19 protein-coding genes and 2 pseudogenes are annotated in these 20,901 nt (G+C 60.6%); 9 read left to right on the forward strand and 12 right to left on the reverse strand.

Annotated features, from left to right (window positions below):
• From IVA92_RS20825 to IVA92_RS20845, 5 genes are all read left to right on the forward strand, one after another.
• Nucleotides 1–992 (forward strand): PHB depolymerase family esterase (locus IVA92_RS20825; protein WP_247279935.1); only part of this gene is annotated, 992 nt, incomplete at its 5' end.
• A gap of 285 nt (nt 993–1,277) precedes the next feature.
• On the forward strand, nt 1,278–1,583 hold the full coding sequence (locus tag IVA92_RS20830) for a hypothetical protein (RefSeq protein ID WP_247279954.1): 306 nt from the start codon (nt 1,278–1,280) through the stop codon (nt 1,581–1,583).
• A gap of 233 nt (nt 1,584–1,816) precedes the next feature.
• A complete protein-coding gene (locus IVA92_RS20835; RefSeq protein WP_247279936.1) occupies nt 1,817–2,161 on the forward strand; it encodes a DUF1236 domain-containing protein in 345 nt (114 codons plus the stop codon).
• Between the two features lie 91 nt (nt 2,162–2,252).
• Nucleotides 2,253–2,675, forward strand: a complete 423-nt coding sequence (locus IVA92_RS20840) for a hypothetical protein (RefSeq protein WP_247279937.1) — start codon at nt 2,253–2,255, stop codon at nt 2,673–2,675.
• Nucleotides 2,676–2,916: 241 nt separating this feature from the next.
• Nucleotides 2,917–4,095 (forward strand): MFS transporter, encoded by a 1,179-nt coding sequence (locus IVA92_RS20845; protein ID WP_247279938.1) that lies wholly within the window; start codon nt 2,917–2,919, stop codon nt 4,093–4,095.
• Nucleotides 4,096–4,990: 895 nt separating this feature from the next.
• Here IVA92_RS20845 and IVA92_RS20850 read toward each other — a convergent pair.
• From IVA92_RS20850 to IVA92_RS20860, 3 genes are all read right to left on the reverse strand, one after another.
• Nucleotides 4,991–5,281 (reverse strand): hypothetical protein, encoded by a 291-nt coding sequence (locus tag IVA92_RS20850; protein ID WP_247279939.1) that lies wholly within the window; start codon nt 5,279–5,281, stop codon nt 4,991–4,993.
• Nucleotides 5,282–5,950: 669 nt separating this feature from the next.
• On the reverse strand, nt 5,951–6,385 hold the full coding sequence (locus tag IVA92_RS20855) for a hypothetical protein (protein WP_247279955.1): 435 nt from the start codon (nt 6,383–6,385) through the stop codon (nt 5,951–5,953).
• A 1,061-nt stretch (nt 6,386–7,446) separates the two neighbouring features.
• The gene (locus tag IVA92_RS20860) at nt 7,447–7,770 is read right to left on the reverse strand and encodes a low affinity iron permease family protein (RefSeq protein WP_247279956.1); all 324 of its coding nucleotides are present in this window, start codon (nt 7,768–7,770) and stop codon (nt 7,447–7,449) included.
• A gap of 529 nt (nt 7,771–8,299) precedes the next feature.
• Here IVA92_RS20860 and IVA92_RS20865 point away from each other — a divergent pair.
• The gene (locus tag IVA92_RS20865; protein ID WP_247300616.1) at nt 8,300–8,575 is read left to right on the forward strand and encodes a hypothetical protein; all 276 of its coding nucleotides are present in this window, start codon (nt 8,300–8,302) and stop codon (nt 8,573–8,575) included.
• 10 nt (nt 8,576–8,585) lie between these two features.
• On the opposite strand, the gene IVA92_RS20870 is transcribed toward IVA92_RS20865, so the two are convergent.
• The 5 genes and pseudogenes from IVA92_RS20870 to IVA92_RS20890 form a co-directional block, all read right to left on the reverse strand.
• Nucleotides 8,586–8,756 carry a hypothetical protein gene (locus tag IVA92_RS20870; protein WP_247279940.1) on the reverse strand — a complete coding sequence of 57 codons (171 nt, stop codon included), beginning with the start codon at nt 8,754–8,756 and terminating at the stop codon, nt 8,586–8,588.
• A gap of 41 nt (nt 8,757–8,797) precedes the next feature.
• Nucleotides 8,798–8,977: a hypothetical protein gene (locus tag IVA92_RS20875; protein WP_247279941.1), complete on the reverse strand. Its 180-nt coding sequence runs from the start codon at nt 8,975–8,977 to the stop codon at nt 8,798–8,800.
• 61 nt (nt 8,978–9,038) lie between these two features.
• Nucleotides 9,039–9,278 (reverse strand): annotated as a pseudogene (locus IVA92_RS20880) (hypothetical protein); the annotation flags it as partial.
• A 144-nt stretch (nt 9,279–9,422) separates the two neighbouring features.
• Nucleotides 9,423–9,653 (reverse strand): hypothetical protein, encoded by a 231-nt coding sequence (locus tag IVA92_RS20885; protein ID WP_247279942.1) that lies wholly within the window; start codon nt 9,651–9,653, stop codon nt 9,423–9,425.
• Between the two features lie 37 nt (nt 9,654–9,690).
• A complete protein-coding gene (locus IVA92_RS20890; RefSeq protein ID WP_247279943.1) occupies nt 9,691–9,972 on the reverse strand; it encodes a hypothetical protein in 282 nt (93 codons plus the stop codon).
• Nucleotides 9,973–10,329: 357 nt separating this feature from the next.
• Between IVA92_RS20890 and IVA92_RS20895 the strand changes: the two are divergent.
• From IVA92_RS20895 to IVA92_RS20905, 3 genes and pseudogenes are all read left to right on the forward strand, one after another.
• Nucleotides 10,330–10,678, forward strand: a pseudogene (locus tag IVA92_RS20895) (transposase); the annotation flags it as partial.
• A 235-nt stretch (nt 10,679–10,913) separates the two neighbouring features.
• Nucleotides 10,914–12,554, forward strand: coding sequence for a cytochrome b5 domain-containing protein (locus tag IVA92_RS20900; RefSeq protein WP_247279957.1), 1,641 nt, complete (start codon nt 10,914–10,916; stop codon nt 12,552–12,554).
• Nucleotides 12,555–13,073: 519 nt separating this feature from the next.
• Nucleotides 13,074–13,976, forward strand: a complete 903-nt coding sequence (locus tag IVA92_RS20905) for a hypothetical protein (RefSeq protein ID WP_247279944.1) — start codon at nt 13,074–13,076, stop codon at nt 13,974–13,976.
• Here the strand turns inward: IVA92_RS20905 and IVA92_RS20910 are convergent.
• The 4 genes from IVA92_RS20910 to IVA92_RS20925 form a co-directional block, all read right to left on the reverse strand.
• Complete coding sequence (locus IVA92_RS20910) at nt 13,882–14,505, reverse strand: HWE histidine kinase domain-containing protein (protein WP_247279945.1); 624 nt, start codon at nt 14,503–14,505, stop codon at nt 13,882–13,884. The two genes, IVA92_RS20905 and IVA92_RS20910, sit on opposite strands and share 95 nt — an antisense overlap.
• Before the next feature lie 1,205 nt (nt 14,506–15,710).
• Nucleotides 15,711–17,735, reverse strand: a complete 2,025-nt coding sequence (locus tag IVA92_RS20915; RefSeq protein ID WP_247279946.1) for an NAD(P)-binding protein — start codon at nt 17,733–17,735, stop codon at nt 15,711–15,713.
• Between the two features lie 57 nt (nt 17,736–17,792).
• On the reverse strand, nt 17,793–18,734 hold the full coding sequence (locus tag IVA92_RS20920) for an acetoacetate decarboxylase family protein (protein ID WP_247279947.1): 942 nt from the start codon (nt 18,732–18,734) through the stop codon (nt 17,793–17,795).
• Complete coding sequence (locus IVA92_RS20925) at nt 18,731–20,887, reverse strand: FAD-dependent oxidoreductase (RefSeq protein ID WP_247279948.1); 2,157 nt, start codon at nt 20,885–20,887, stop codon at nt 18,731–18,733. Before IVA92_RS20925 ends, IVA92_RS20920 begins: the two co-directional genes overlap by 4 nt.
• Between the last annotated feature and the right edge of the window lie 14 nt (nt 20,888–20,901).

Raw genomic sequence — 20,901 nt, forward strand, 5'->3', positions numbered from 1 at the left:
AGGAAAGGCGCCCAGCCACGCGGGCCGCTTCCGCGCAGCGGCGCGGACGGCCCGCGCCTTTGGACAACATGCAAGAGTTCGCTGGCCTGGGTCTGCGAGGCCCGATGTTGCATGCTCCTCCCAAATCATCGGATATCGCGCCCGAAGGGACGCAATTCATTGCCGGCACATTCCGCAACGCGGCCGGAGTTCGTGCCTACAAGCTGTTCATCCCGAGCCGCTCTCGAGGAGAGCCCCTTCCTCTCGTCCTCATGCTTCACGGCTGCACCCAGTCGGCGGACGATTTCGCGGCCGGCACCCGCATGAATTTCCTCGCCGAAGAGCGGAATTGCTTCGTCGTCTATCCCGAGCAGCCGAGCGCCGCCAATCAGTCGAAATGCTGGAATTGGTTTCGTACCGGTGACCAGGAACGGGATGGCGGCGAGCCTTCGCTGATCGCAGGCATCACCCGCCAAATCATGCGGGATTACCCGGTCGACCCAAAGCGTGTGTACGTCGCTGGGATGTCGGCCGGCGGCGCGGCGGCTGCCATCATGGCGGCGACGCATCCCGACCTCTATGCTGCCCTCGGCATCCATTCGGGCTTGGTTTGCGGAGCTGCCAGTGATCTTCCCTCCGCTCTTGTCGCCATGCGGCAGGGAGCCCGTTCTATCATTTCCCATCGCGGACCGCAGGTGCCGACCATCGTTTTCCATGGCGACCGAGACACAACGGTGCATCCGAACAACGGCGACCGTATCGCCGAACAATCGGGTAATGCGTCGGATTTCAATGCGAAGGTCATCGGTGGAAAAGTGCCACACGGGCACGCGTATACCCGCACCATTCTGACCGACGTGAGCGGGCGCGCGGTCTCCGAACACTGGAATGTTCACGGCGCAGGCCACGCTTGGTCGGGAGGAAGTCCGGCGGGATCCTACACGGATCCAAGCGGCCCGGATGCAAGCAGGGAGATGCTTCGCTTCTTTCTCGAGCAATCGCTCCCGACTTAGTCGGCATCAGGTTGATGCCACTAGAGCAAGCAGAGCGATTGCAGAATGAATTGGCGCGGCCCGGATTGAAGTTTGCTGAAGCCGACTGGCCGTGATCTTCACCTCGATTGAGCGCGTGCGTCCAACGGACGCTCGCGCCGATCGCGCTACGTCTTCCCGGGCACTCAAATCGGTGCTGGCGCGCTCATATTTGATGCCCGGCGCGCGGTGCGGGGAAATGTGGCAGACGTTCCAAAGTCGGAACATCGCGCATGACGGGAAGTTAGTGGGGTAGGAGCACCCGTGATGGGCCTGAAGCGAACGATCAAAAACCTCGGCCCCTATCCGTCGCTCCTTCTATTGGCAGTACCCACGGCGACGGTCGAACCGTTGAAGCTTGTTGCGTTGGCGGTTGCCGGCAAAGGCCATTGGATCACCGGGACCGCGATGATCGTCGCCTGCTATCTCCTTAGCCTGTGTGTCGTCGAAAGGCTCTTTGTGATCGTCAAGCCGAAGCTTTTGACGCTTCCGTGGTTCGCCAAGTTGTGGAATGCCGTCACCTCGGTTCGCACGGCTATTTTTGCGCCTTTTCGTAAGCTGCGCGTGGATTAGGGCTCCGACGCGCGCGACGTGCTGTCCCGTATGCGAGGGTCGTCGCCACAACCACACCCATGAGGTGCGCCGCTACGTCGAGTGCCGCGCCGATGGCGACGGGGTGAGGCTTAGCCTCTCCGTATCATCCTGTGCTCGCGCGGGCAAAAGCGGCAATCGTGCTGCCGCGCGTCCGGAACCTTGCCACCATTCGCGGGTTCATGCAGGCTGCATGCTGCGGCGAGGAGATATGCATGAAGAAGCTGATGCTGACGTGCGCGGCCGCCGCGCTGATCTCGACGGGCGCGATGGCCCAGTCCACGGTGGTCACAACCACCGGGACGAGCCACGCCGCGGCCGTGCAGATCGAGCCGGAATACCGCACGAAGATCCGGAGCTACGTGACGGAACACAAGATCCGTCCGGTAGAGAGCCGCGAGAAGATCGTGGTCGGCTCGCCCGTGCCGCGCGAGCTCGAGCTCGAGTCCGTGCCGGCCGAATGGGGGCCCTCTCTTACGAAGTATCGCTACGTCTACTCCGGCGAGCGCGTGATGCTGGTGGACCCGTCGACGCGCACCGTGGTCCAAGAGGTGGAGTAGTCCTCGAAGGCGGGCCGCTGAAGGAAGCGGCCCGCCTTCAGCCACGTCCGGACCGTCGAAATCGATTCCCTTCATTTGCAAGCGGCTGTCCATGCCGATCATCCGTTATTTCGCGTTCCTGAGCGGGCTGCTGCTGGCGCTGCTCTTCGCAGCGGACCGGTACCTGCCGGCGCCAGTCGAGCGCGCAGGCGCGGCCGACCCCGACAGGACGACCATCCGGATCAGCTCGGCAAGGAGCCTTCCGGAGAAGATCGTCTTCGACACGCGCCCGCGCACCGATGTTCCGGAGATGGTGCAGGCCGAGCCGACGGCCGAAGTACCGCACCAGGCAATGCGGGAGGCCCTGGCCGCCATGCCTGCTGCAGCTCCCCACCAGATCAAGAAAGAACCGCGTGCCCGCACATCTACTGAGGCGCGTCCGCATGCAAAGCGGTTGGCGAAATCGTCGAGCCGACCGCCCGAGCCACGGCTGGCCTTCGAACGGTACGACCTCTTTTCCGGCGGGTGGTGGTGAGCGGGACGATTGATCCCGGGTACAGGAAAAGGCCGCGCCCACCGCGTGCGCGGCCCTCGTTCCGTTCCAGATGGGCCGGAGTCACCAGTGGGATGATGCCAGCGGTGCCGCACGACCGGATACGAGCGATAGTAGAAGAGCTTGAAAAGGCAGATCGACTAGGTGCAATGAACGGTGTTGCAAGTTGGGTGGAGAGCTTGGCGTAAAACACCGGCGAAACCGATTTCAGTGGCTTTAGGCTGTGGCTGGACCAATCGCCTATATTGCTCTTTACGGCGCCCTGTACGCTGCGTTCGGTGCGGCATCGCCATTCTGGCCTAAGCTTTTCGAGACGAGAGCTCTGACGCCTCAGCAGATCGGTTCAATCCTCGCTGCGGCAATGTTGGTGCGGCTTGTCTCCGGTCCGTGTCTTGCAAGGCTCGCCGACGTCCTCGGTTCATTGCGCCTTGTGCTCGCAAGCTGTGCCGTGTTGGCGGCCGGAGCGGCAGCTGCCTTGGTCTGGGCAGATGGATTTTGGTGGTTGCTTGTTCTAGCGTTGGCTCAGGCTGCGGCACTTGCTCCGACGACCTCGATTGCGGACGCGTTGTCAGTGAATGCAGCGAAACCTCAAATGGGCGGAAGGCCATTTGAATACGGCTGGATACGGGGTTCGGGCTCGGCCGCCTTCGTCGTGGGCACGATCGTCGTTGGACAACTGATCGGTCCTGCTGACCTCATGCCGGTTATCTGGATGAATGCCAGCCTACTGATCGCAGCGGCCAGCGCGACGGTGTTTATGCCCGCTGTTAACGCTCAAGCCGCTCCACCTGCGCCGCCGGCATCGTTGGCCTTCGGTGAGGTAGGTGCTCTTTTGGCGATCCCGCGATTTCGGATCCTGATTTTGGTTTCCGCTTTGGTCTATGGAAGTCACTCGATGCACGACGCATTTGCCGTCATTCGGTGGAGCGACGCTGGAATAGGAACTTCCGTCATAAGCGTTCTGTGGTCGGAAGCGGTGGCGGCAGAAGTTTTGGTCTTCTTTTTCGTTGGTCCTCGGTTGATTGAACGGTTTGGCGTGCGTGGTGCGGCCATCTTAGCAGCCGCGGCCGGCATCATACGTTGGCTGATTGAGGGAGCGACGACTTCTATTGTGCTTCTCTCAATGATTCAGCCCTTACACGGGTTGACCTTTGCGCTGCTCCATCTCGCTTGCATGGACATGATGAGGGCAGTTGTCTCCCCGACGGTAGCCGCCACCGCCCAAGCCCTTTATGCCCTTGGTTCAGGCCTCGTTACCGCTGCGTTGATATCGCTGTCCGGCATTCTTTATGCTCGATATGCAGGAGCTGCGTTCTTGCCGATGGCAGCTCTCTGTGCATTGGCCCTCCCGTTGGCTTGGTACGGCTTTGCCGACCAAAGGGCGCGATGCGGCCCCGTTTGATCCAACAGGTCCAACTGCCGGCGCACCGGCATCTTTATCGGCGCAGCGCGCGCGGCACGACGCTACGCTTGCGAATATCGCCAGGTGACGAAAAGGCGCCAGTTGGCAGGAGGCGCTTGTGGCGACCAGTCCAATGCCGATCAAGCGCGAGACTTATATCGGGCGGGCGCGTCACTCCGAGTTGCACAGCATCCAGAACCTACCTGTTACTCTCTTAGCTGAGCGGCGTTACCGCCGCGCGATGACATACCCGATGAGGAAAGCGACGGCCAGCGAAGCTAGAGGAGCTTCCCTGACCACGTCACGAACAATTTGGGACCACGCGCTGTACTGTTGGCCTTGCTCCAGAGATTCTCGAACGTTGCGCCCCACCTCCCGCACACTCTCTGATACTTGCTTTACTGTGGACATTGACGCCGCTTCGTACTCGTCGGCAGAACTGCGCGCGCCAGACCGCGGCGCTCACCAAGAAGAGCGACGAATTCGCAAAGCGGCTTCCAGCCTGGTCATCCACTTCCACCGCTCTTGCCCGTAAACGCCAAGCGTATTCGAGACCGAAACCAAGGCGATCCCTGCCTCGGCAACCTTCAAGCCGAGTAGGCGAAGCCCCACGTTGCCACCTTTCTGTTTTGGCGCGGCCGCTATCGGTCACTTGAGCGCCGCTGGCGTGAACGTGTCGGTCCACAGCCTTGGAAAGGTGTGTCAAGCATCGTGCGACTTCAAAGCACTTGTCGGATCCTTCTTGCCTCATCCAACCGCCCACGCGATTTGCGAAGGTCGCAATGTTCTCCACGTTGAGCCTGCAGCTCATCTGGGCAAGGGAAAAAATCATGATGCGATTGTCTCTGTCGCATCATGATCTGCACTCAAGGCCGATTTGGTGCGAGTGTCTGTATCACCCTTTGCGCTTGCCGAGCGTGTGAGAAGAGTTGGCGTTGGATGGATAGTATAGACGGTTGCAATCATTTACACCCTTCTTTTGGATGGCTTCAGCGATTCCTGGCGTTGAGCTCACGCGCTGAGCTTCGACGCGCGCCATGTCAGCGCGTTTCACGCAGTCGACATATGGCTTATTTCCTAACCAGTCCCACTGGCCGGCCGAGGCTGGAGAGATTTGTGCAGAGCCAACAAAGGCGCCTAGGCTGAGCGCGGCGGCTAGAGCTAGAGCGAGGCGAGAAGATTTCATTGTCGTGATCCCTGGTTTTTGCGGCTGCTCGATTGCAGCGCGGGGGGACCATCCCATTTTTCGATTCAGCAACTCTATAATGTTCGTCACACTTCGCGACGATGACCATGAGGCGTCATCTCGGCGCGCGTATGCTCACATTGCAGATGAAGGAGATCAAGAGCCGCTGCCCTCGGCTGTATTCAATGAATTGGCGCCATCATTCGACGGTTCGATTGGAACGCCGAGTGGGGACATAGCAATGTTGTTTCCGCTTTCGTCTCTGTTTAAGTCTCTGACGGTCCCCCCCGATTTGGCTGCGGCTGCGGGCGAGGCCGGGGATAGAGGTTCAGTTGTCCGCGTAATAGACCGAGTAGAAGGTCGCCTATTGATGCTGTGGACGGCTCCTCCCGACGCGAAGACGGTTTAGGGTCAACCCTCTTCGTCCTTCCCGACTCCACGCCGCGAAGCCTGAACGTGAAATCGACTTTGTGGGGATCGCTACGGGGATTTTGCTGCCCGCTTTGATATGGCCCTTGCGCCGCTCGTCTCTCGACACGAAGCCAATGCAGATGGCCCTGAAGTGAACAACGCTAAAACCGTTGCCACGTCGGCTCTCCGTGGCACACGATTTATGCCATTATTCCCTATCGGGCGAGAATCGGACATCGCAAACGTCGGCAGGCGATTTTAATGCGCTAGGAATATGAAAGCGGCAATCAGTGCTACCATGCTCGCGAAGATCAGCAGTGCCGGCACCGATTTTCGAGTCATTGGCCCCGTCGAATGGCGTGCAGGCGACTGACCGGGTTGAACTCTGAGCCGTCTCTGTGACCGCACGACTTTGCTCTGTGTCATTGGCGTCCGAGCCTTTGGTTCCGGAGCTGCGCCTACACCTCCCATCTCGCTGTAATAAGCGCTGTATACTTCGCGAACGGCCAGGGCCGTGGACTCGACCTCGCTCATGATCTCGAGCCGGGCTCGATAATTGGTCAGAAAGCTTTGGGCGTTGGACGGTAGGTCATCGAAACCACCGAGCTTGGCCATCATGAGCCAAGTGGCGAAATCCGCCTCAGCCTTCGTGCGAGCTTTCTTGGCGATATTGGTGTTGGAGCTAGAGGACATGGTGGTCCGCTTGGTTTGAACGCGGCCGCGAAGCTGGTTCATCGACAGCATCCGCGCCGCGCGAACGGCAATTGGCAATCCAGTCACAATAATGACGGCGCGGGAGAGTTCAAACGCGAACCCTACCAACTAGTCGGCTTCTGGCCGCGGTTGAAGCCGGCCGAGCAGGCTAGCCAGGGTAGGGCGCGCCTCTGCTGACACCACAATGGCAGTAGCCAACATTGAATCGTGGTCCAATTCGACTCCAATTGTCACGCTCTCAATGTATGCTCCGCGACGCACTTACGACAGTGAGCGCGATAACAGCATCTGCAGACTCATCTTGCAATGTCTGCGGATATCCGCTCCTCTACACTCCCCAGTGCAAGTAGTTAGAGCTGCATAGATTTCAGCTGAGTGTCTGAGCGTCGGCATGAATTACTACGGCCACTTGCTACAAGTTAGTGGCTTCCCCAACGCTGGCTCGAGCTGAGCTTGGCCGCGAAGGCGCCAGTGCGCGAAGGACGACTTCGCGACTGCATTTTGCATCGGCGCAGCCGCCGACAAGCGCAATGAGTTACTTGGGCGGCTTCATGGTCGCTGATCGCTTCGCTGCTGGCCTGCGCGAGGTGATCGCCTCTACCTTCTTCAGCGTCTGTGCAAACTTAGATCGGAGATACTGTTCATGCTCCGGGTCTTTAGGCTCTGAGAGGAATGCAACCTTCACGAGGAAGCGGTTCAGTAGCGATGCTATCGCAAGGTTGTCCGAGTGTTGCGAGCGCAGGGCCGTGAGTTGCCGACGCATCTCAATGAGATCGATGGTTTCGCGGTCTGACTGCCTTTTTCAAATGAAACTCGCGCGAGAGGCCTACAGCCCAGCGGAAGCCACCGCGACGAGTATGGTGGCGCGACGGCTTCGACACTTGGGGACCCGGACCAAGGGCAATGTCCGGCGATAAAAAGCTAGCGCTCCGCAGCTTCGCTGCAATCAAAGTCTGCAGTTAAGCTTGATGCCGCGGTGGCGGGTTAATTCTGGAACCTGAAGGGAAGAGCGGTCAACGTGATTCGAGTGCATCATTAGCTCACGACGTACGGACCTGTGCTCGCTCTCGCTCGACTTCCTCGGCGTCCCTGTCATCGATATTCATAAGTGAGTTTTTGGCATCGTCATGAACCTTCAGGAGTCCGTCGAGCTTCGCATGAATGGCCTGTGTGTCGCGGTGCCCGGCGCGCTGGATCACGAGGGTCATTCCCCAGGTCGCAAGCGTGGCAAGCGAGTGCCAGTCCCGTCCATTGCCGAAGATGATCCAAAGCGCGGCATAAAGGAGAAACACGGCGAACGCGCCTGGTCGCGCGGCAAGCACGCCGATATTGGTCAACCAGGCTCGGACTTCGCTCGGGGCCATGGCGATCAACGTACCGCTGCTTTTGTAGGTTCGAGAGAGGAGGCGCGCTCGCTCGTTCTCCCGGAAGCATCCGGTAGCCGTCGTGCTTCACCTCACGAATTCAGTCCAGTCCTGACGAGACCTGCTTACCGCTGGCCGCCAGGCAGAGCTCATACGCCATGCGCATGCGGGGAAAATAGGTGTTGAGGTAGGCGATTGCGAATCGAGTTCGTGGTTCCAATGTTCAGAAGCGAGCAGAACGAATCCGTCGAGCTCGATTCCCTTGTCGATCCGCGCCAAGCACCTCCAGCGGCCTCGGCATCGCCCCCTCAACGCATATAGTGCTGAGGCCGCATTTCTTTCGCGGCGGCAGGCACACGCGACCTTCCTGATACCGTGCACAGAAGGAACCTGTGTTCCTTGAATGGCGGCAGCACTCCATACATTAGCCGTAGATCGGCCACAGCGGGCGGGTTCGCTACAAAGCAGGACCCGTCCCGACTGTGGACAGGGACGCCTGACGACGAGCATCATCTGGTAGAGTGATCCAATGGCTGATCAACGCACGCCCGTGCGCCGCGCCGCGGCCGGTATCGGTTCAGAACCCGCTGAGAAGAACAATGTTGGGGAGGCACTCGATCATGTGTTGCACGAGGTCCAGGCCGCGCGGCGTGACCTCAGTATGACTCGCTTCTGCCTCCAACAGGCAGAAGCCGTTCGCAGAATAGATCGAGCCGCAACCACACTCGCTGATCTGATGCAATCCGGAAACCGCATAAACAAGGACCCCCGGGCCTACCAGCCGTTTCAAAGGGAAGAGGCGTAGTAAGGCCGCCTCATCGTTGCTTCTTGCCTGCTCGCTTTTTCGATTTCAGGACGTCGGCCTGGCTTTGGAACGCGCGTGCTAGTGCCTGCAGTTCCTCGGACACCCCGGCATCTGCAGCCGACTTTGCTGCGCGCGCAGCCTTTTCAGCTTGCTTGCGAAACTGTTTGATTTCCTTCGCCATGGATCAGTCTCCTTGTGGTTCCCGATCAGGCCGCCAGAAGATTATATCATGTCGCCGCCGCTGCGGAGCCGAACATAGGTCCCGCTCTCGTGCAGATGCAGCCAGCCGCGCTCAATAGCGAACTTTAGGCCGGCACCGACCTCCTCGCCGCTGGCTTTGAGCGTGTGGAGGAACGGTGCGTTGATTTTTTCAATATGGATGCGGCCGTCCTGGACGGGCACGACACTGGCGGCGAGCTGGACGAGCTTTCGGGCGGCGGCTTCCGGTTTGGCGTGGGGACGTTCAGCGGCAAACTAGCGCTCCTGGGGGATGGACCCACTTACAAGGCGTGATCTGCCTTGTCTCGGTTAGCTTGACCATGCGGGGAGGTGGCGCGTACCGGGCGGTGCGACATGGTCGGCATCTGAGGGAAGCTTCCAGCTTCCAGAGCGGCGTATCTTTCGGCCGGCGGATGGCCTCTAGCGGGAGACTGGCGCGGGTCTTACAGCGGGCGCACTCTACCTCTAGCCAGCCAAGTCCGCCATATATTGAATAGGAATTTGCCCGAATATGAGAGCGACCGGTACAAGCAAGGTCCGGGCGGCGTCTCTGTTGTCGGTTCATCGGGCAAACCGGAAGCAACCTGCCGAGTCGCCGAACGACGCTCGTGGACTCCGTTGCGTTGATTTACGCGGCACGTTCCTTGTTCGACTGTTCCTGTACGGCGGTCGCGGTTTCTTCCAACCCCTTTTCGTAATTGCCCGCCAACCTCTCAATACTGTCGGCCCACATCCTCAGCATTGAGACTTGAAAGTGCATAGTTGCCTTCAAGGCATTCATACCGATTGCAGTCGCTGCGCTGATGGGACCTTGTTGGTCGCGCGCGAAACGGTTTTCGTTAGCGGTCTCGTCTGCCATGCGTTTCTCTCCCTCGTTTTGATGTTCTCGCCGTAAGCTATGTGGTGGGTTGTGCCCTGCGTGACTCTAAGCATTCAGCCAAGACTTGATCTGCCGCGAGCCTCGCACGTCGGTCGTCGTGCAGTTCATCCAGTTTTTTTAAGTACGCGACGGCCGCTATTTGCAAGAGATCGAAATCATCTCGACCCGAATCACGAACATTGGCGACGTAGCGATAGAGGGCAGAACGCCTATTATCGTTCTCGCTGATGCCGCTGTGGAACAGCAAGTAATTCCGCCAAGCGAACGCACACGCGCCTTCTATGGTCTGAGAAGTCATGGCCACCTCCCAAAGCCCAGAGAAAGACTGACGACCCGTTTCGTTCCTGGAATCTCTCAGATGTAATATTGTTCCGTAGCTGCGCTGCAAGGTGTTTGCACCGTTGCGACGTCGATGGTGTAGTCGGCAACTGTCGATATCGCATTCGGTCAATGCGATTGGGTCCGAACGGCCTTGGAGCGCACGGATTTCGAGTGGCGGGTTTGCTCGAATGATCGTTCGTGTGTTCGCCAGAAAAATGAGACTGCACTACGTGCGAAACTTCCGCTTCTGATGCTGTGGACGGCTCCTCCACGGGCACGAGAGTGCCAATGATTGGGCGCCGTTTGAGGCTCCCACGATTCGGAGGAGCAGCGCATGCAGTTAATTTCGACGATCGGTCTGGACATCTGGAAAGTCGGTCTTTCAAGTGCATGGCGTCGATGCAGCCGGCCAGGTGGTGATTCGGCGCCAACTCAAGGGCCGTTTCATGCTGTCGTTTTTTGAGAAGTTCCCGCCGTGCCTGGTGGGGATGGAGGCTTGCGCGCCATCCCACTATTGGTCCCGCGAACTGCAGGCGTTGGGGCATACGGTGCGCTTGATGCCTCCGGCGTACGTGAAGCCCTACGTCAAGCGGCAGAAGAACGACACCAAGGACGCAGAGGCGATTTGCGAGGCGGTCACGAGACCTAACATGCGGTTCGTGCCGACCAAGACGGTCGAGCAACCCTATCCCGATAGGCAGCTCGAGCATGCTACTGCGGGCTCGTTGGCGATTGTGAAGCTAGCACGTCCGGTTCCGCCAGAAGCTGCTTTATTGCTGGTCAACCCGAAGCTACTCTCGAGTTAATTCGAGCGGCACCCACCGTGCTCCGCCACGAGCTGGGTAATCGGTGCGTTCGCTTACTTGGCAAGGGCGACAGATGCGGGCAGTGATCATCGGCGCAGGAATGGGCGGGTTGATGACGGCGTTGGCGCTGCGGCAGTCCGGCGTCTTCGCCTCGGTCGATGTCTACGAGCAAACCAAGGTGCCGAGCACTGCAGGCGCCGGGTTGAACGTACCGCCCAACGGGGCGCGAATATGTCGTTGGCTGGGCGTTGACCTGGATGGCGGGGATCCCAGGGGCCCCGACGGGGTGATCGACGGTGGCCGGGCCGCAATTCTGGAGTCGACAAGGCAGTTCAACGCCGATGGGACGGTGACGCAGAGGCCGTTCGATCATGTCACCGCCGCGGGCGACGGCGCCGGCTTCCATCACATGCACAGGCTTGACCTGTTGATGTGTCTGTACAAGCGCGTGTTCGAGTTCGGTCCCGAAAGCGGGGCGCCGTGCCCGATCACCGTGCACATGGACTGTCGGCTGACGCAGCTGCATCAGACCGCGGGCGAGGTGACGGCGAGTTTTTCGAATGGTCGAAGCGCCGCGGGAGAGGTTCTCGTCGGCGCCGACGGAATCAACTCCGCCACCTTGCAGCTGGCGTGGCCGAACCCGCGTCCCAAGCGGTGGACGGAGGTGACCTGCTTCCGTGGACTTATTCCGCGGGCGGTGGTCGCCTCGCTCCGCAAGACTGACGGTAGCCCGCTGGACCACAACCCCATCCACTCCTTCAGCATGGACCGGCACCGGAGCGAGCGGAGCGGGGCGACAACGTACTGGGTGCGCCGGGGCGAGTTGTTGAACGTGTGGATCGCCCGCTATGAGCCGGACTCTGCCGCATTCGAGCAGGAGGAGGGCGACTGGTTTCCTGTCAGACACGAGGAGATCGTTCGCGATGTGGCTGAAGCATTTACTGGGCACCCCAGCAGAGACGATCTGCTCGCTTTGGCGGGCGCGATCGTTCGACCTACGAAATGGGGCCTCTACGATCGTGACGCCCTCGAAACCTGGGTGCAAGATCGTATCTGTCTGCTCGGCGACGCGGCGCATCCGATGCTTCCGACGTTCGGCCAGGGCGCCGCGCAGTCCTTCGAGGACGCCGCCGCGCTCGCTTGCGCGTTCACCCTGCACGGCCGCGACGTGGCCACAGCACTGTTGCACTACGAACGCGTGCGGCATTATCGCGCGACCCGATTCCAGCTCGGCTCCAAGTTCGCCTTCGATCATTTGCGGGCCAAGGACACCGCTGAGCAGAAGGCTCTGCTCGAAAAGATCGACGAGCGGGTGAGCCCGGCATTTGCCCACGACAAGCGGGGCGGTGAGGACGACTCCTGGATCTATGCGTACGATGCCCGCAACATCGGCGCCGAATTGCCTCCCAAGAGATTGGGGCCGTGGGACTTCCGCCGCGCCGCAAAGGCCAACTACCCCGCGATCACCCGCGAGTTCTGGACACCGGCTGCTCCCGCCAGGGCTCCACGCCCGGTCACGCGCGAAGAAGTCGCCCTGCACAAAACGCGCGACGACTGCTGGGTCATCATCCGGGGAAAAGTCTACGATATCACGGAGTGGGCACCCCATCACCCCGGTGGCGCAGGAATCGCCCGCATGTATGCCGGCAAGGAAGCTACTGCCGAATTCGGTGACTATCACAGTCCTGAAGCTGTCGCCCACATGTCTCATTTCTGTATCGGCGACCTCGTCGACGCTCCAACACCTGCGTGACTGGCCATCACTAGCTCGCCGACCCAAATCGGACTTCAGGGTTGACCATAAGCCATGCGCCAGTGAGGACGGGGGTTGGGACGCGAGGGTCGCTTTAGTCAACATATTTGCTAAACTGTGCAGGGAAATGGAAACGGGTGGATCAGCACAACCCGCCGGCGATGCCGCTGAAGAACTTCGTGAGTGGATCGGGTTGAGATCCCCGACAGCCAAGCTCGACAGTGCGGCTCGTTGCGATTTCCGCTTAGGGGCCCTGAGCTGAATAGCGGTCCGGCTGGCAGTACGTCAGCTGTCTGGCTTGGAACGGGCACGCCGGGCGCTTCCCTCGACCGCCGCTGGTGACCTCATAGCTGCCCTTAAGCAGCGTCGGCTCTCGGGTCCCGAGCGAACAGGTGGCGGACGGTGCCACGAAGGCCGCTTGTGGTCCCAGACCAGACAAAGACGCTCCGCACAGACGTGTCTCCGGAGAGCCAAAAAACGCAGAAACAGGCTACGATCCGGCCCGACGTTGCGCCCCGATTGTCCCTCGTTGTCCTACCATTTGCAAATCTCAACAACGATGCGGAGCAGGACTATTTCGCCAACGGCATTACGACCGATCTGACGACAGATCTCGCGCAAATGCCCGAGACATTCGTGATCGGGCGCGGGACGGCTTTCACCTATAAGAATAAGCAGGTCGATCTGAAGACGCTCGGCAAGGACCTTGGTATCCGATGGGCGGTACAGGGCGCGGTGCAGCGGGCCGGAGATCGGGTCCGTATGAACGTATCACTTTCCGACCTGTCGACTGGTCGTGACGTCTGGTCGGACCGCTTTGACGGCGATCGGTCAAACCTTACTGCCTTGCAGGACCAGGTCACGGCTCGGCTCGCCCGCTCCCTCAACGTCGAGCTCATCCAGGCTGAAAGCCGGCGCAGCCAAATGGATAGGCCAACCAATCCAGACGCTGTGGATTTCAGCATGCGCGGCTGGGCGAAGCGCTATGGCCCCCGGAGCAAGTTAACGAATGCAGAGGCAAACGACCTGTTCGATAGCGCACTGCGCCTCGATCCGGACAACGTTGATGCAATCATCGGCAAGACGTTGTGCATAGCGGATGGCGTGATCTACGGATGGTCACCATCCGTAGTCGAGGACAAAAAGAGGGCGATCAAGCTAATAGATCAAGTTCTTGCAAAACGACCGGCGACCGCAAACGCGCACGTAGCCAACGGAAACATTCTGAACTACGGGAATCCTGAGGAAGCTTTACCTGAACATGACGCAGCTTTGGAAATCGATCCCAATTCGCCCGTCGCGTATGCATCCAAGGGGATCGTACTTGTTACGGCGGGACGCGCGGGTGAAGCGTTTTCTCCGATTGAGATCGCTTTGCGCCTAAGCCCCAAAGACCCGGCTGCTGGCACTTGGGTGTCGTGAGAAGGTCATGGGCACGGGCAAGAGCTAACTGCCGTCCTGTGAACGTCGGCAGAAACTCTTGCAGATCGGTGGCATGGCGAGCCGTCTGACTGGCGAGTGACTGCACCGTGGCAAGCGTATTTTTCACGTGGTGGTTCAGCTCGTCGATGAGCACCTTTTGAGCATTCTCTGCCTGCTTGCGCTCGCTGATGTCGACGAGCATGTTGATGGCGCCGACCAAGTTTCCTTCCGCATCGCGGAGCGGAGTCGGATAAGCAATGAACGGCACGCGTCTGCCGTCTGGACGCTCAGCAATTGCCTCGGCCCCGCGAACCGGGCGGTTTTCACGCAGCGCCACTGCCATCGGACATTCATTGTGCGGCAGAGGCGGACCGTCGGGCCAATAGAGTTTCCAGGTTACACACCATTTATTGCCAGGCTGGGCGTCCGCCCCGCCATCTCGACTGCGGCCCGATTGAAGAAATTTAATACGGCCGTCGGCATCAGTGGTGTAGATCGCTGCGGGCAGACCCTCAAGGAGATCGCGCATGCGTTGTAGGATGTGCGCCGAAGTTTGGAGAGAAAATCATTGGTGTGACAGCCCTTTCTCGCCGGATATTCAATCGTCAGATTCGCCGAGGGGCAGCGATTTCCGGGTTGTGGGGAAGTGTATCCGAAATCCTAGGATTGGCTTGAGTGTTGCCAGCCCGGACCATGGGAAACTGTCACGACTTAGTTTGGATCACATCGAGAAATCTCTTTAAGCGCCATAGCTTAGGCGCCCAAAGTTCAACCGCTGGATCGGCCCGACAGACTCCAATTGAACGCGAATGATCCAGATCGAACGCGAAACGACACCATTGAAAAGGAAGGATGAGATGGACGGCCGACACGGCCGTCAGAACCTTAGGTCGAAGCTCGATGACGCCCGCTTGCGTGCCGCTAAGCGATCGACGCGAAACGACACCCGAATTTGGCGCGCCGTTTCGGGCCAGATAGGCTGTTTGAATGTGTATCCGAAAATCTTGGGATTGGCTTGAGGGCTGCCAGCTCAGATCATAGGACTGACATTAGCTAGTGCGGATCACATCGAACGCGAAACGACATCGAATTAGCCGAGCGTCGGACTTTTGGGATAACAAGATGGCCCAGCAGAAACACGTCAGACTGTTCCGGAACGGCCGCAACCAGGCGGTTCGTCAACACGCCTGCTACTGCGCAGGAAGCCTGGGGGTGTTGTGCGGAGTATCTGTCCGGCACGGCGGGCTGGGAACGTCGAGGAGCGAGTGAGAGATACGGCCGCATTCAAGGCGCTAGGAGTTTCCGATTTTCGGACCAAGGCGGCGCGCGAACTGCGCGATGCTGGGTATGCCTGTCGCGCAAGAAGGCCATCTCCGTATCGCCAAAGGACGTCTGGTGACGAGCCAACGCCACGGTACCTACTATCGCGGATCGCCCACCATCGACCAATACTCGCGCTCCTGCGCGGCTTCGAGTTCCTCGAGCGTCACGGGGAATGAGCGAGAAATCGAGGTTGTAGATCGGTATCGGCGCATTGTCGGCCTGTCCCGGCGGCGACTGCGGTGCCAGCCATTCCAGCGATGTTGCCGCCTGCCACCCGCTCAAGGTCGAGATTTTCGAGCCCGATCGAACAGTGGTCGAGGGCTGGCCCTGGCGCGACCGAGTGCCGATCATCGTCGCCACGGCACGCCTGCCGGAGTTTGAGGGACCGCGCCTCAGCGCGGCTCCTGCCACCTACGTTGTCTTGATGTGGGTGGGAAAGTTGCTGATCGCGCGGGAGGCGAGCATTGCGGATTCGATCGCTGACTCGAAACATCCACCGCTGAAGCGCGTGCGCGTCCAGTCGCCGACGACATACAGGTTTGCGAAGTCTGCCGTATCCGCGGATGAAAAGCGGCTCGCAACATTCGTGCCGCTCGGCGTCTGCACATAGAGGTCCGAGCCGTCGAAATTGGCCGCGACGCAGCGGCAGGTTTGCTGGCCCGCGCCGTAGCCCGGCCACAGGATGGGCAGGTGTTGTGCGATCCACTGATCGGCCTGCTGGTTCGCTGCCTGCTGCATCGAATCCGGGGTAGGCGCGGGTTGCTGCGGCACGTGGAGACAGCCGACGAAATAGCCGATCGTCTGCGGTGCGTCTGGACAGCTCCATGATTCCGTCTGCAGCTGATGACTCATGTCTCCCCAGGAATCGTAGTTCTCAGCGAAAGCGGTCAGCACGGTCGGCCCAAGCGGCCAGCCCAGACCGGCGATGGGAGGGCCCATCCAGAGCTGCAACGACTGGGTTCCCACGGACCGGCTGTCTCCTAGCGCGGCTTGCCATCGCGCGCTGCCTTGCGCGAACGACGCCGGGGTCTTGGTGATCGCCGCGGGCGGAATGGCAAGGATGACGAGATCGAAATCCTGGTCCACCTGCAGCGGTCGCGTGCCGGCGGATGCCGTGCAGAAGCTGGATTCGAAATTGCAGCCCCGCAAGACAGAGCCGTCCTTGAGTTGATCCCAGTCCGGCTGGTTCGGCCAGCATTGCAGGTTCTTGACCGGTACCAGCGGCCTGTAGGGCGTGCCGTCCCCCGTCACGGCCTGGATCGAGATCTCGATGGACTGAATGCGCCCGTTTGCCGCGGTCATGTCGGTGAGCCGGCTGAAGAACTGCACGCATCCCGGCTGCCGCGCCTCGAGGACCTCATAGAATGGCGTGAAGATGGTGTCACCCGTTCCTGCTGCCATCTTCCACAGCGGGGCGTTGCGATAGCCAAAGGTCAGCTCCATTGCAAAGCGAAAGGTGACGCCGGCGGCCATCGAGCCATTATCGATGTTACCGGCCAGACCGTCCCGGAAGGCAAAGGCGAGATCGTAGAGCGCGCGAATGGGAGCTGAGGCCAGCGTCTCGTCGAACGCACCGCACGTCGCCAGCCATGCGCGAAAGTCCTGTGCGTTGAGCTTGTCGTAGGCGGCCTCGCCGCTGTGGGCGATATCCCGGAGATAGCCGAGGCCTGTCGCCACGCCGAGGTTGGCAAGAATGAGGAGCCGGCTCATGGCTCCAGATGCCAGCTGAAACGATTCGTTTTGCTCGGCATCGTGCCCGGCCGGTTGCCAGCCCTTGTTGCCAATCGCCTCTCTCAGTTGCTTATTGGCGATCTCGAGGTCATTGAGCTTCTTTTTCGTTCTTTCATCCGTTGGTTCGAACAGGGGAGCACGCAATGCGGCAATCGCGGCCTTGCCGCCCTTGATCAGCTTATCGAGGCCAACCGACGTCTCGAGCCAATCGGCCAGCCTTTTTACCAGCCGATGCATGGCATCCACAGGCCCTTCCGCCAGGGCCCGCGCGGCCATCGGATCTGCGCCGAGACCGTCGCCAGGTTCACCTGGAGATCGAGGCAGGTTGGCGAAGTCCCATGGCTCCCAGGCTCCTCCGCGACCGTCGGGCTCCATGAGGGTGATCTTGCGCTGAGGGATGAACGCCTGCTCCCAGGTGGAGAGCGGACTGCCCGGGCCAGGATGCCAGGCCTCATAGCACGCCCGCAGCGTCGCAAACGCGTTGTGATAGCAGCCCATCAGCATGTGGAGCCCATGCTCTTCAATACGGTCGTGCTCGCTGTAATTACGCCCGCTGGCGCATTTTCCCCCAAGGCGCCAGCCCTGGGTGTAGAGTGTGACCCGATAGCGATCGTTCTGCTCCGGCGCCGTTAGCCAAAAGGCCGCGGCGAGTCCCGCCGGTCCTCCTCCGATGATCACGACGTTGATTTGCGATCCGTGGGGCATGGCTTATCCTCCATGCAGCATCGGTGCACCGATGCTGCCAAAACCAATTGAGCTCGTCTACGTTGCAACGATCACGGCGCTGCCGGGAAGCGCTGTATAATCGATCCTTGCCCAACCGGCGAACCTGATCGGCAGGCGTGTGGTCGGGGATGTTGGCATCGTCCCGAGCAAGTCGAACACGATCCTGTGGCTTTCGCAGGTGGCAATCTCGGCGGTGAAGCTGTCGAACAGCGGGCCCCCAGCGGCGAAATTCGTCACTGCGATCGGCGAGTTGACGATTGCCTGATAGCAGCAGATCGTCGGATCGTCCGACGTACGGAATTGCTTCAGCACGACACACGAAATTTCCGGCTGGCGGGTGAGCATCTGGAGGGCATCTTCGGCGATCCCGTCGAGCAAGCCTCGCACCGCGCCGCGGGCTGCTGCCCCCGCGCTGTCCCAAGGTTCGGACTTGGCGCCCTCGTTGGTCCTGAAGATACGATAGAGAACGACGTCCTGCGCGGGCGTCGTCGGCGCGAGGACCGGGAACACCGTGGTCCGACAAGAAAAGCCCGCGCCCGGCGCATCGGTGTCGACGCCGATGCGCGCGAAAGCTTTCGGCCATCCCCAGACCTCGCGCCCGGTGACAAGGCCGATCGTGTAGTCAATGAAGATATAGGGCGCCCAGAACACCAGCCGGCTGGGAAGCGGATTGGTGCCATGAAACTCCCAGAGCGGCACCAGGATCATGGTCTCGCGCCCGGGCATGAAGCCGATCGCATCGACCGTCGAGGTACATCTTGCATTGTCGCTGAAGCTGAAGATCGCGGCGGACAGCGCAGGGGCGTAGCGCACCCGTCCGGGAGCTACGGGATTGAGAAGCGCATCCACGAGGTTCTGAACGGCGGTGGTGTCGGTCTCGATGCTGAAGAGGCTCATCGTGGCATCGGCGAAGGTGTCGGGAGCTGACAGACACGTCGCGCCGTGTCCGATCCACGATATGTAGGGTACCTCTGTCATGTTCCTGGTCCTTGCGATGGCCGGCGTTGCAGGAAGTCGTACCCGACAATGTGAGCAGGGGCGCCGCTGATCGCGCGCGCGGCCGCCGCACCGGACATCACGGCTCCCTCGATTGCCGTGGTGTTGAAACCGTGCCGGCTGCCCTCGCCGGCAAGGATGAGGTTGTTGAAGCCGGTCTGGTCGGGATGCAGCCGATACTGCGTCGTTCCCGCTGCCGACAGCGTGCAGCATTCGGTCGGGTCGATATTGGCGCGCCAGAACTGCTGGTTGAAACGTGCTGTGCCGACGGCCGGCTCCGTCACGTGCAGCACGTCGAAATCGAAGGCGCCGTTGGGATCAGCGAGTGGCCACAGGCCGTAGGACGACTCGTTGAGCCACGCGATCGCCTGGGTCCGGATCTCATCATGGGCCTGGGCGGGAACGCCTGTATTGGAGGAGGGCTGCCGGAATAGCGTCGTCTTGTATGTTCCAGTGAGATAGTGCAGGGACTGCGGCCTCGGCCCCTGCCAGGTTTCGAACGGCAACACCTGGGTCATGTCGGCCCAGATGTTTAGATACTCGGGCCCTGAAACGGTCGCGGCTTTGCCGGTGGTCCAGCCGAGGCCGGCACTGGTCGGGTCGCACCACAGCTGGACCGACTGCGTCGGCACGACACCGACATTCTGAACGTACGAGGCAAACGCTCCGTTCTTGGCGATCAGCTCCGCGCACATGCTGGCGTCAGCGCCATTCAGGGGCTTGTAGGCGCCGAGCGAGATCGCAAGGACCGCGATGTGGAAATCCGTTCCGAGATGAAGCTCCTCGGGTGGTCCGACGGGCGGCCGATCGCACCAATAGCTCTCAAAATTGACCTTTGCGGCCTTCATCTCGGCGCCGTCGACGAGTTGCTCCCAAAGCGGCTCGGCCGGCCAGACAGTCAATCCATCCGCAAGATCGTAGGTGGGCTGGTAGTCGCCGGAGATCGTCTCCACCTGCTTGTCCATCCGGATCGTCTGGATCAGCGTCCCGTCCGGCGACAAGCCGAGATGTGTCACCTTGCGGAAAAATTTGAAGCTCACGCCCAACGAAACAAGATGCTCGTACAGCGGCGCGACGATCACCTCGCCCATGCCGGCCTGGATGTCCCACATCATGGCGCCCTTGTAGGTTCCGATCAGACGCATGATGACGCCGAGCCCGGAGCCCGCGGCGTAGGATGGACGCGACACATCACCGTCCTCGTACTGATACAAGGTGTCGTAGAGGACGCGAATGACCGAGGACGTGTTAACGATCGTGGGGTTGGCGCCGTGGTTGATCAACCAGGCGCGAAAGTCGTAGCCGTCGAGCGCTTCGAGGGGACGGTCCGGCACGACCAAATCCCAGAAAATGCCGGCAGAGGTTGCTGCGAAGATATCGAGGACTTCGGTCAGGATGCGGTGATCGAGTGGAGATGCCTCCACGAATTCCGCCCTCTGTTCACCCACGAACTTCCGTCCGGCCAGCGCATCGCGCGCCCACCGGACGAGGTCGTGAAATTCTTTCATGTCCTGTTCGGTCAGCTTGCGAAGATCTGAACCGTGAGCACGCAGGTGGTTCTGCGCCGCTCTCACCGCACCCGCCGGTGTCGCAGTATCCGACGACAGCGCCAGGGCTCCGGTGGGCGGCAGCCAGCCGGCCGCAGCGACCGCCTCTGCGGGGGCCGGTTGCTGCAGGCGACGTTCAATCGCCTCCGCGATCCAGCCGGCGACCATCTGCATCATCTGGCCCCAGCTCGGCAGGAGTGTGCCGTCACCGGGCGTTCCATCGTTGGTCGGCCAGGTCAGTGGCCAGTACGTCCATCGGCCGTTGTCGTAAACGCCGATCGGCGTGTAGCTTTGCGGCGTCACGGCGGCCGTCCAGTCCGTCAGCATGCCGCCGGGCGGATTCGCCGCATAAAGCTCCTGGAGCATCTGAAAGGTGTTTTCGTAGCAGCCGAACCAGACGTGAAGGCCGTGCTCGAGATTGCGTCCCAGATCGTCCCTTCCGCTTGCTGCCTTGCCGCCGAGCCGCCAACCAAGCTGGTACACCGCGACCTCGTATCGATCGCGCAGAGCGTGGGTCTTGGTAAGGTGATAGGCCGCGCTCAGCCCGGCCATGCCTCCGCCGAGAATCGCGATCTTCTGCTTCGCCATCGATCTTTCCTCTC

Origin of the sequence: Bradyrhizobium sp. 154 (assembly GCF_023073875.1) — a bacterium.
Lineage (GTDB): Bacteria > Pseudomonadota > Alphaproteobacteria > Rhizobiales > Xanthobacteraceae > Bradyrhizobium.

Coding starts and splice junctions, on each gene's coding strand:
- IVA92_RS20830 (WP_247279954.1), top strand. CDS start 1,278: ATGGGCCTGAAGCGAACGATCAAAAACCTCGGCCCCTATCCGTCGCTC.
- IVA92_RS20835 (WP_247279936.1), top strand. CDS start 1,817: ATGAAGAAGCTGATGCTGACGTGCGCGGCCGCCGCGCTGATCTCGACG.
- IVA92_RS20840 (WP_247279937.1), top strand. CDS start 2,253: ATGCCGATCATCCGTTATTTCGCGTTCCTGAGCGGGCTGCTGCTGGCG.
- IVA92_RS20850 (WP_247279939.1), bottom strand. CDS start 5,281: ATGAAATCTTCTCGCCTCGCTCTAGCTCTAGCCGCCGCGCTCAGCCTA.
- IVA92_RS20855 (WP_247279955.1), bottom strand. CDS start 6,385: ATGTCCTCTAGCTCCAACACCAATATCGCCAAGAAAGCTCGCACGAAG.
- IVA92_RS20860 (WP_247279956.1), bottom strand. CDS start 7,770: ATGGCCCCGAGCGAAGTCCGAGCCTGGTTGACCAATATCGGCGTGCTT.
- IVA92_RS20865 (WP_247300616.1), top strand. CDS start 8,300: ATGGCTGATCAACGCACGCCCGTGCGCCGCGCCGCGGCCGGTATCGGT.
- IVA92_RS20870 (WP_247279940.1), bottom strand. CDS start 8,756: ATGGCGAAGGAAATCAAACAGTTTCGCAAGCAAGCTGAAAAGGCTGCG.
- IVA92_RS20885 (WP_247279942.1), bottom strand. CDS start 9,653: ATGGCAGACGAGACCGCTAACGAAAACCGTTTCGCGCGCGACCAACAA.
- IVA92_RS20890 (WP_247279943.1), bottom strand. CDS start 9,972: ATGACTTCTCAGACCATAGAAGGCGCGTGTGCGTTCGCTTGGCGGAAT.
- IVA92_RS20900 (WP_247279957.1), top strand. CDS start 10,914: ATGACGGCGTTGGCGCTGCGGCAGTCCGGCGTCTTCGCCTCGGTCGAT.
- IVA92_RS20910 (WP_247279945.1), bottom strand. CDS start 14,505: ATGCGCGATCTCCTTGAGGGTCTGCCCGCAGCGATCTACACCACTGAT.
- IVA92_RS20915 (WP_247279946.1), bottom strand. CDS start 17,735: ATGCCCCACGGATCGCAAATCAACGTCGTGATCATCGGAGGAGGACCG.
- IVA92_RS20920 (WP_247279947.1), bottom strand. CDS start 18,734: ATGACAGAGGTACCCTACATATCGTGGATCGGACACGGCGCGACGTGT.
- IVA92_RS20925 (WP_247279948.1), bottom strand. CDS start 20,887: ATGGCGAAGCAGAAGATCGCGATTCTCGGCGGAGGCATGGCCGGGCTG.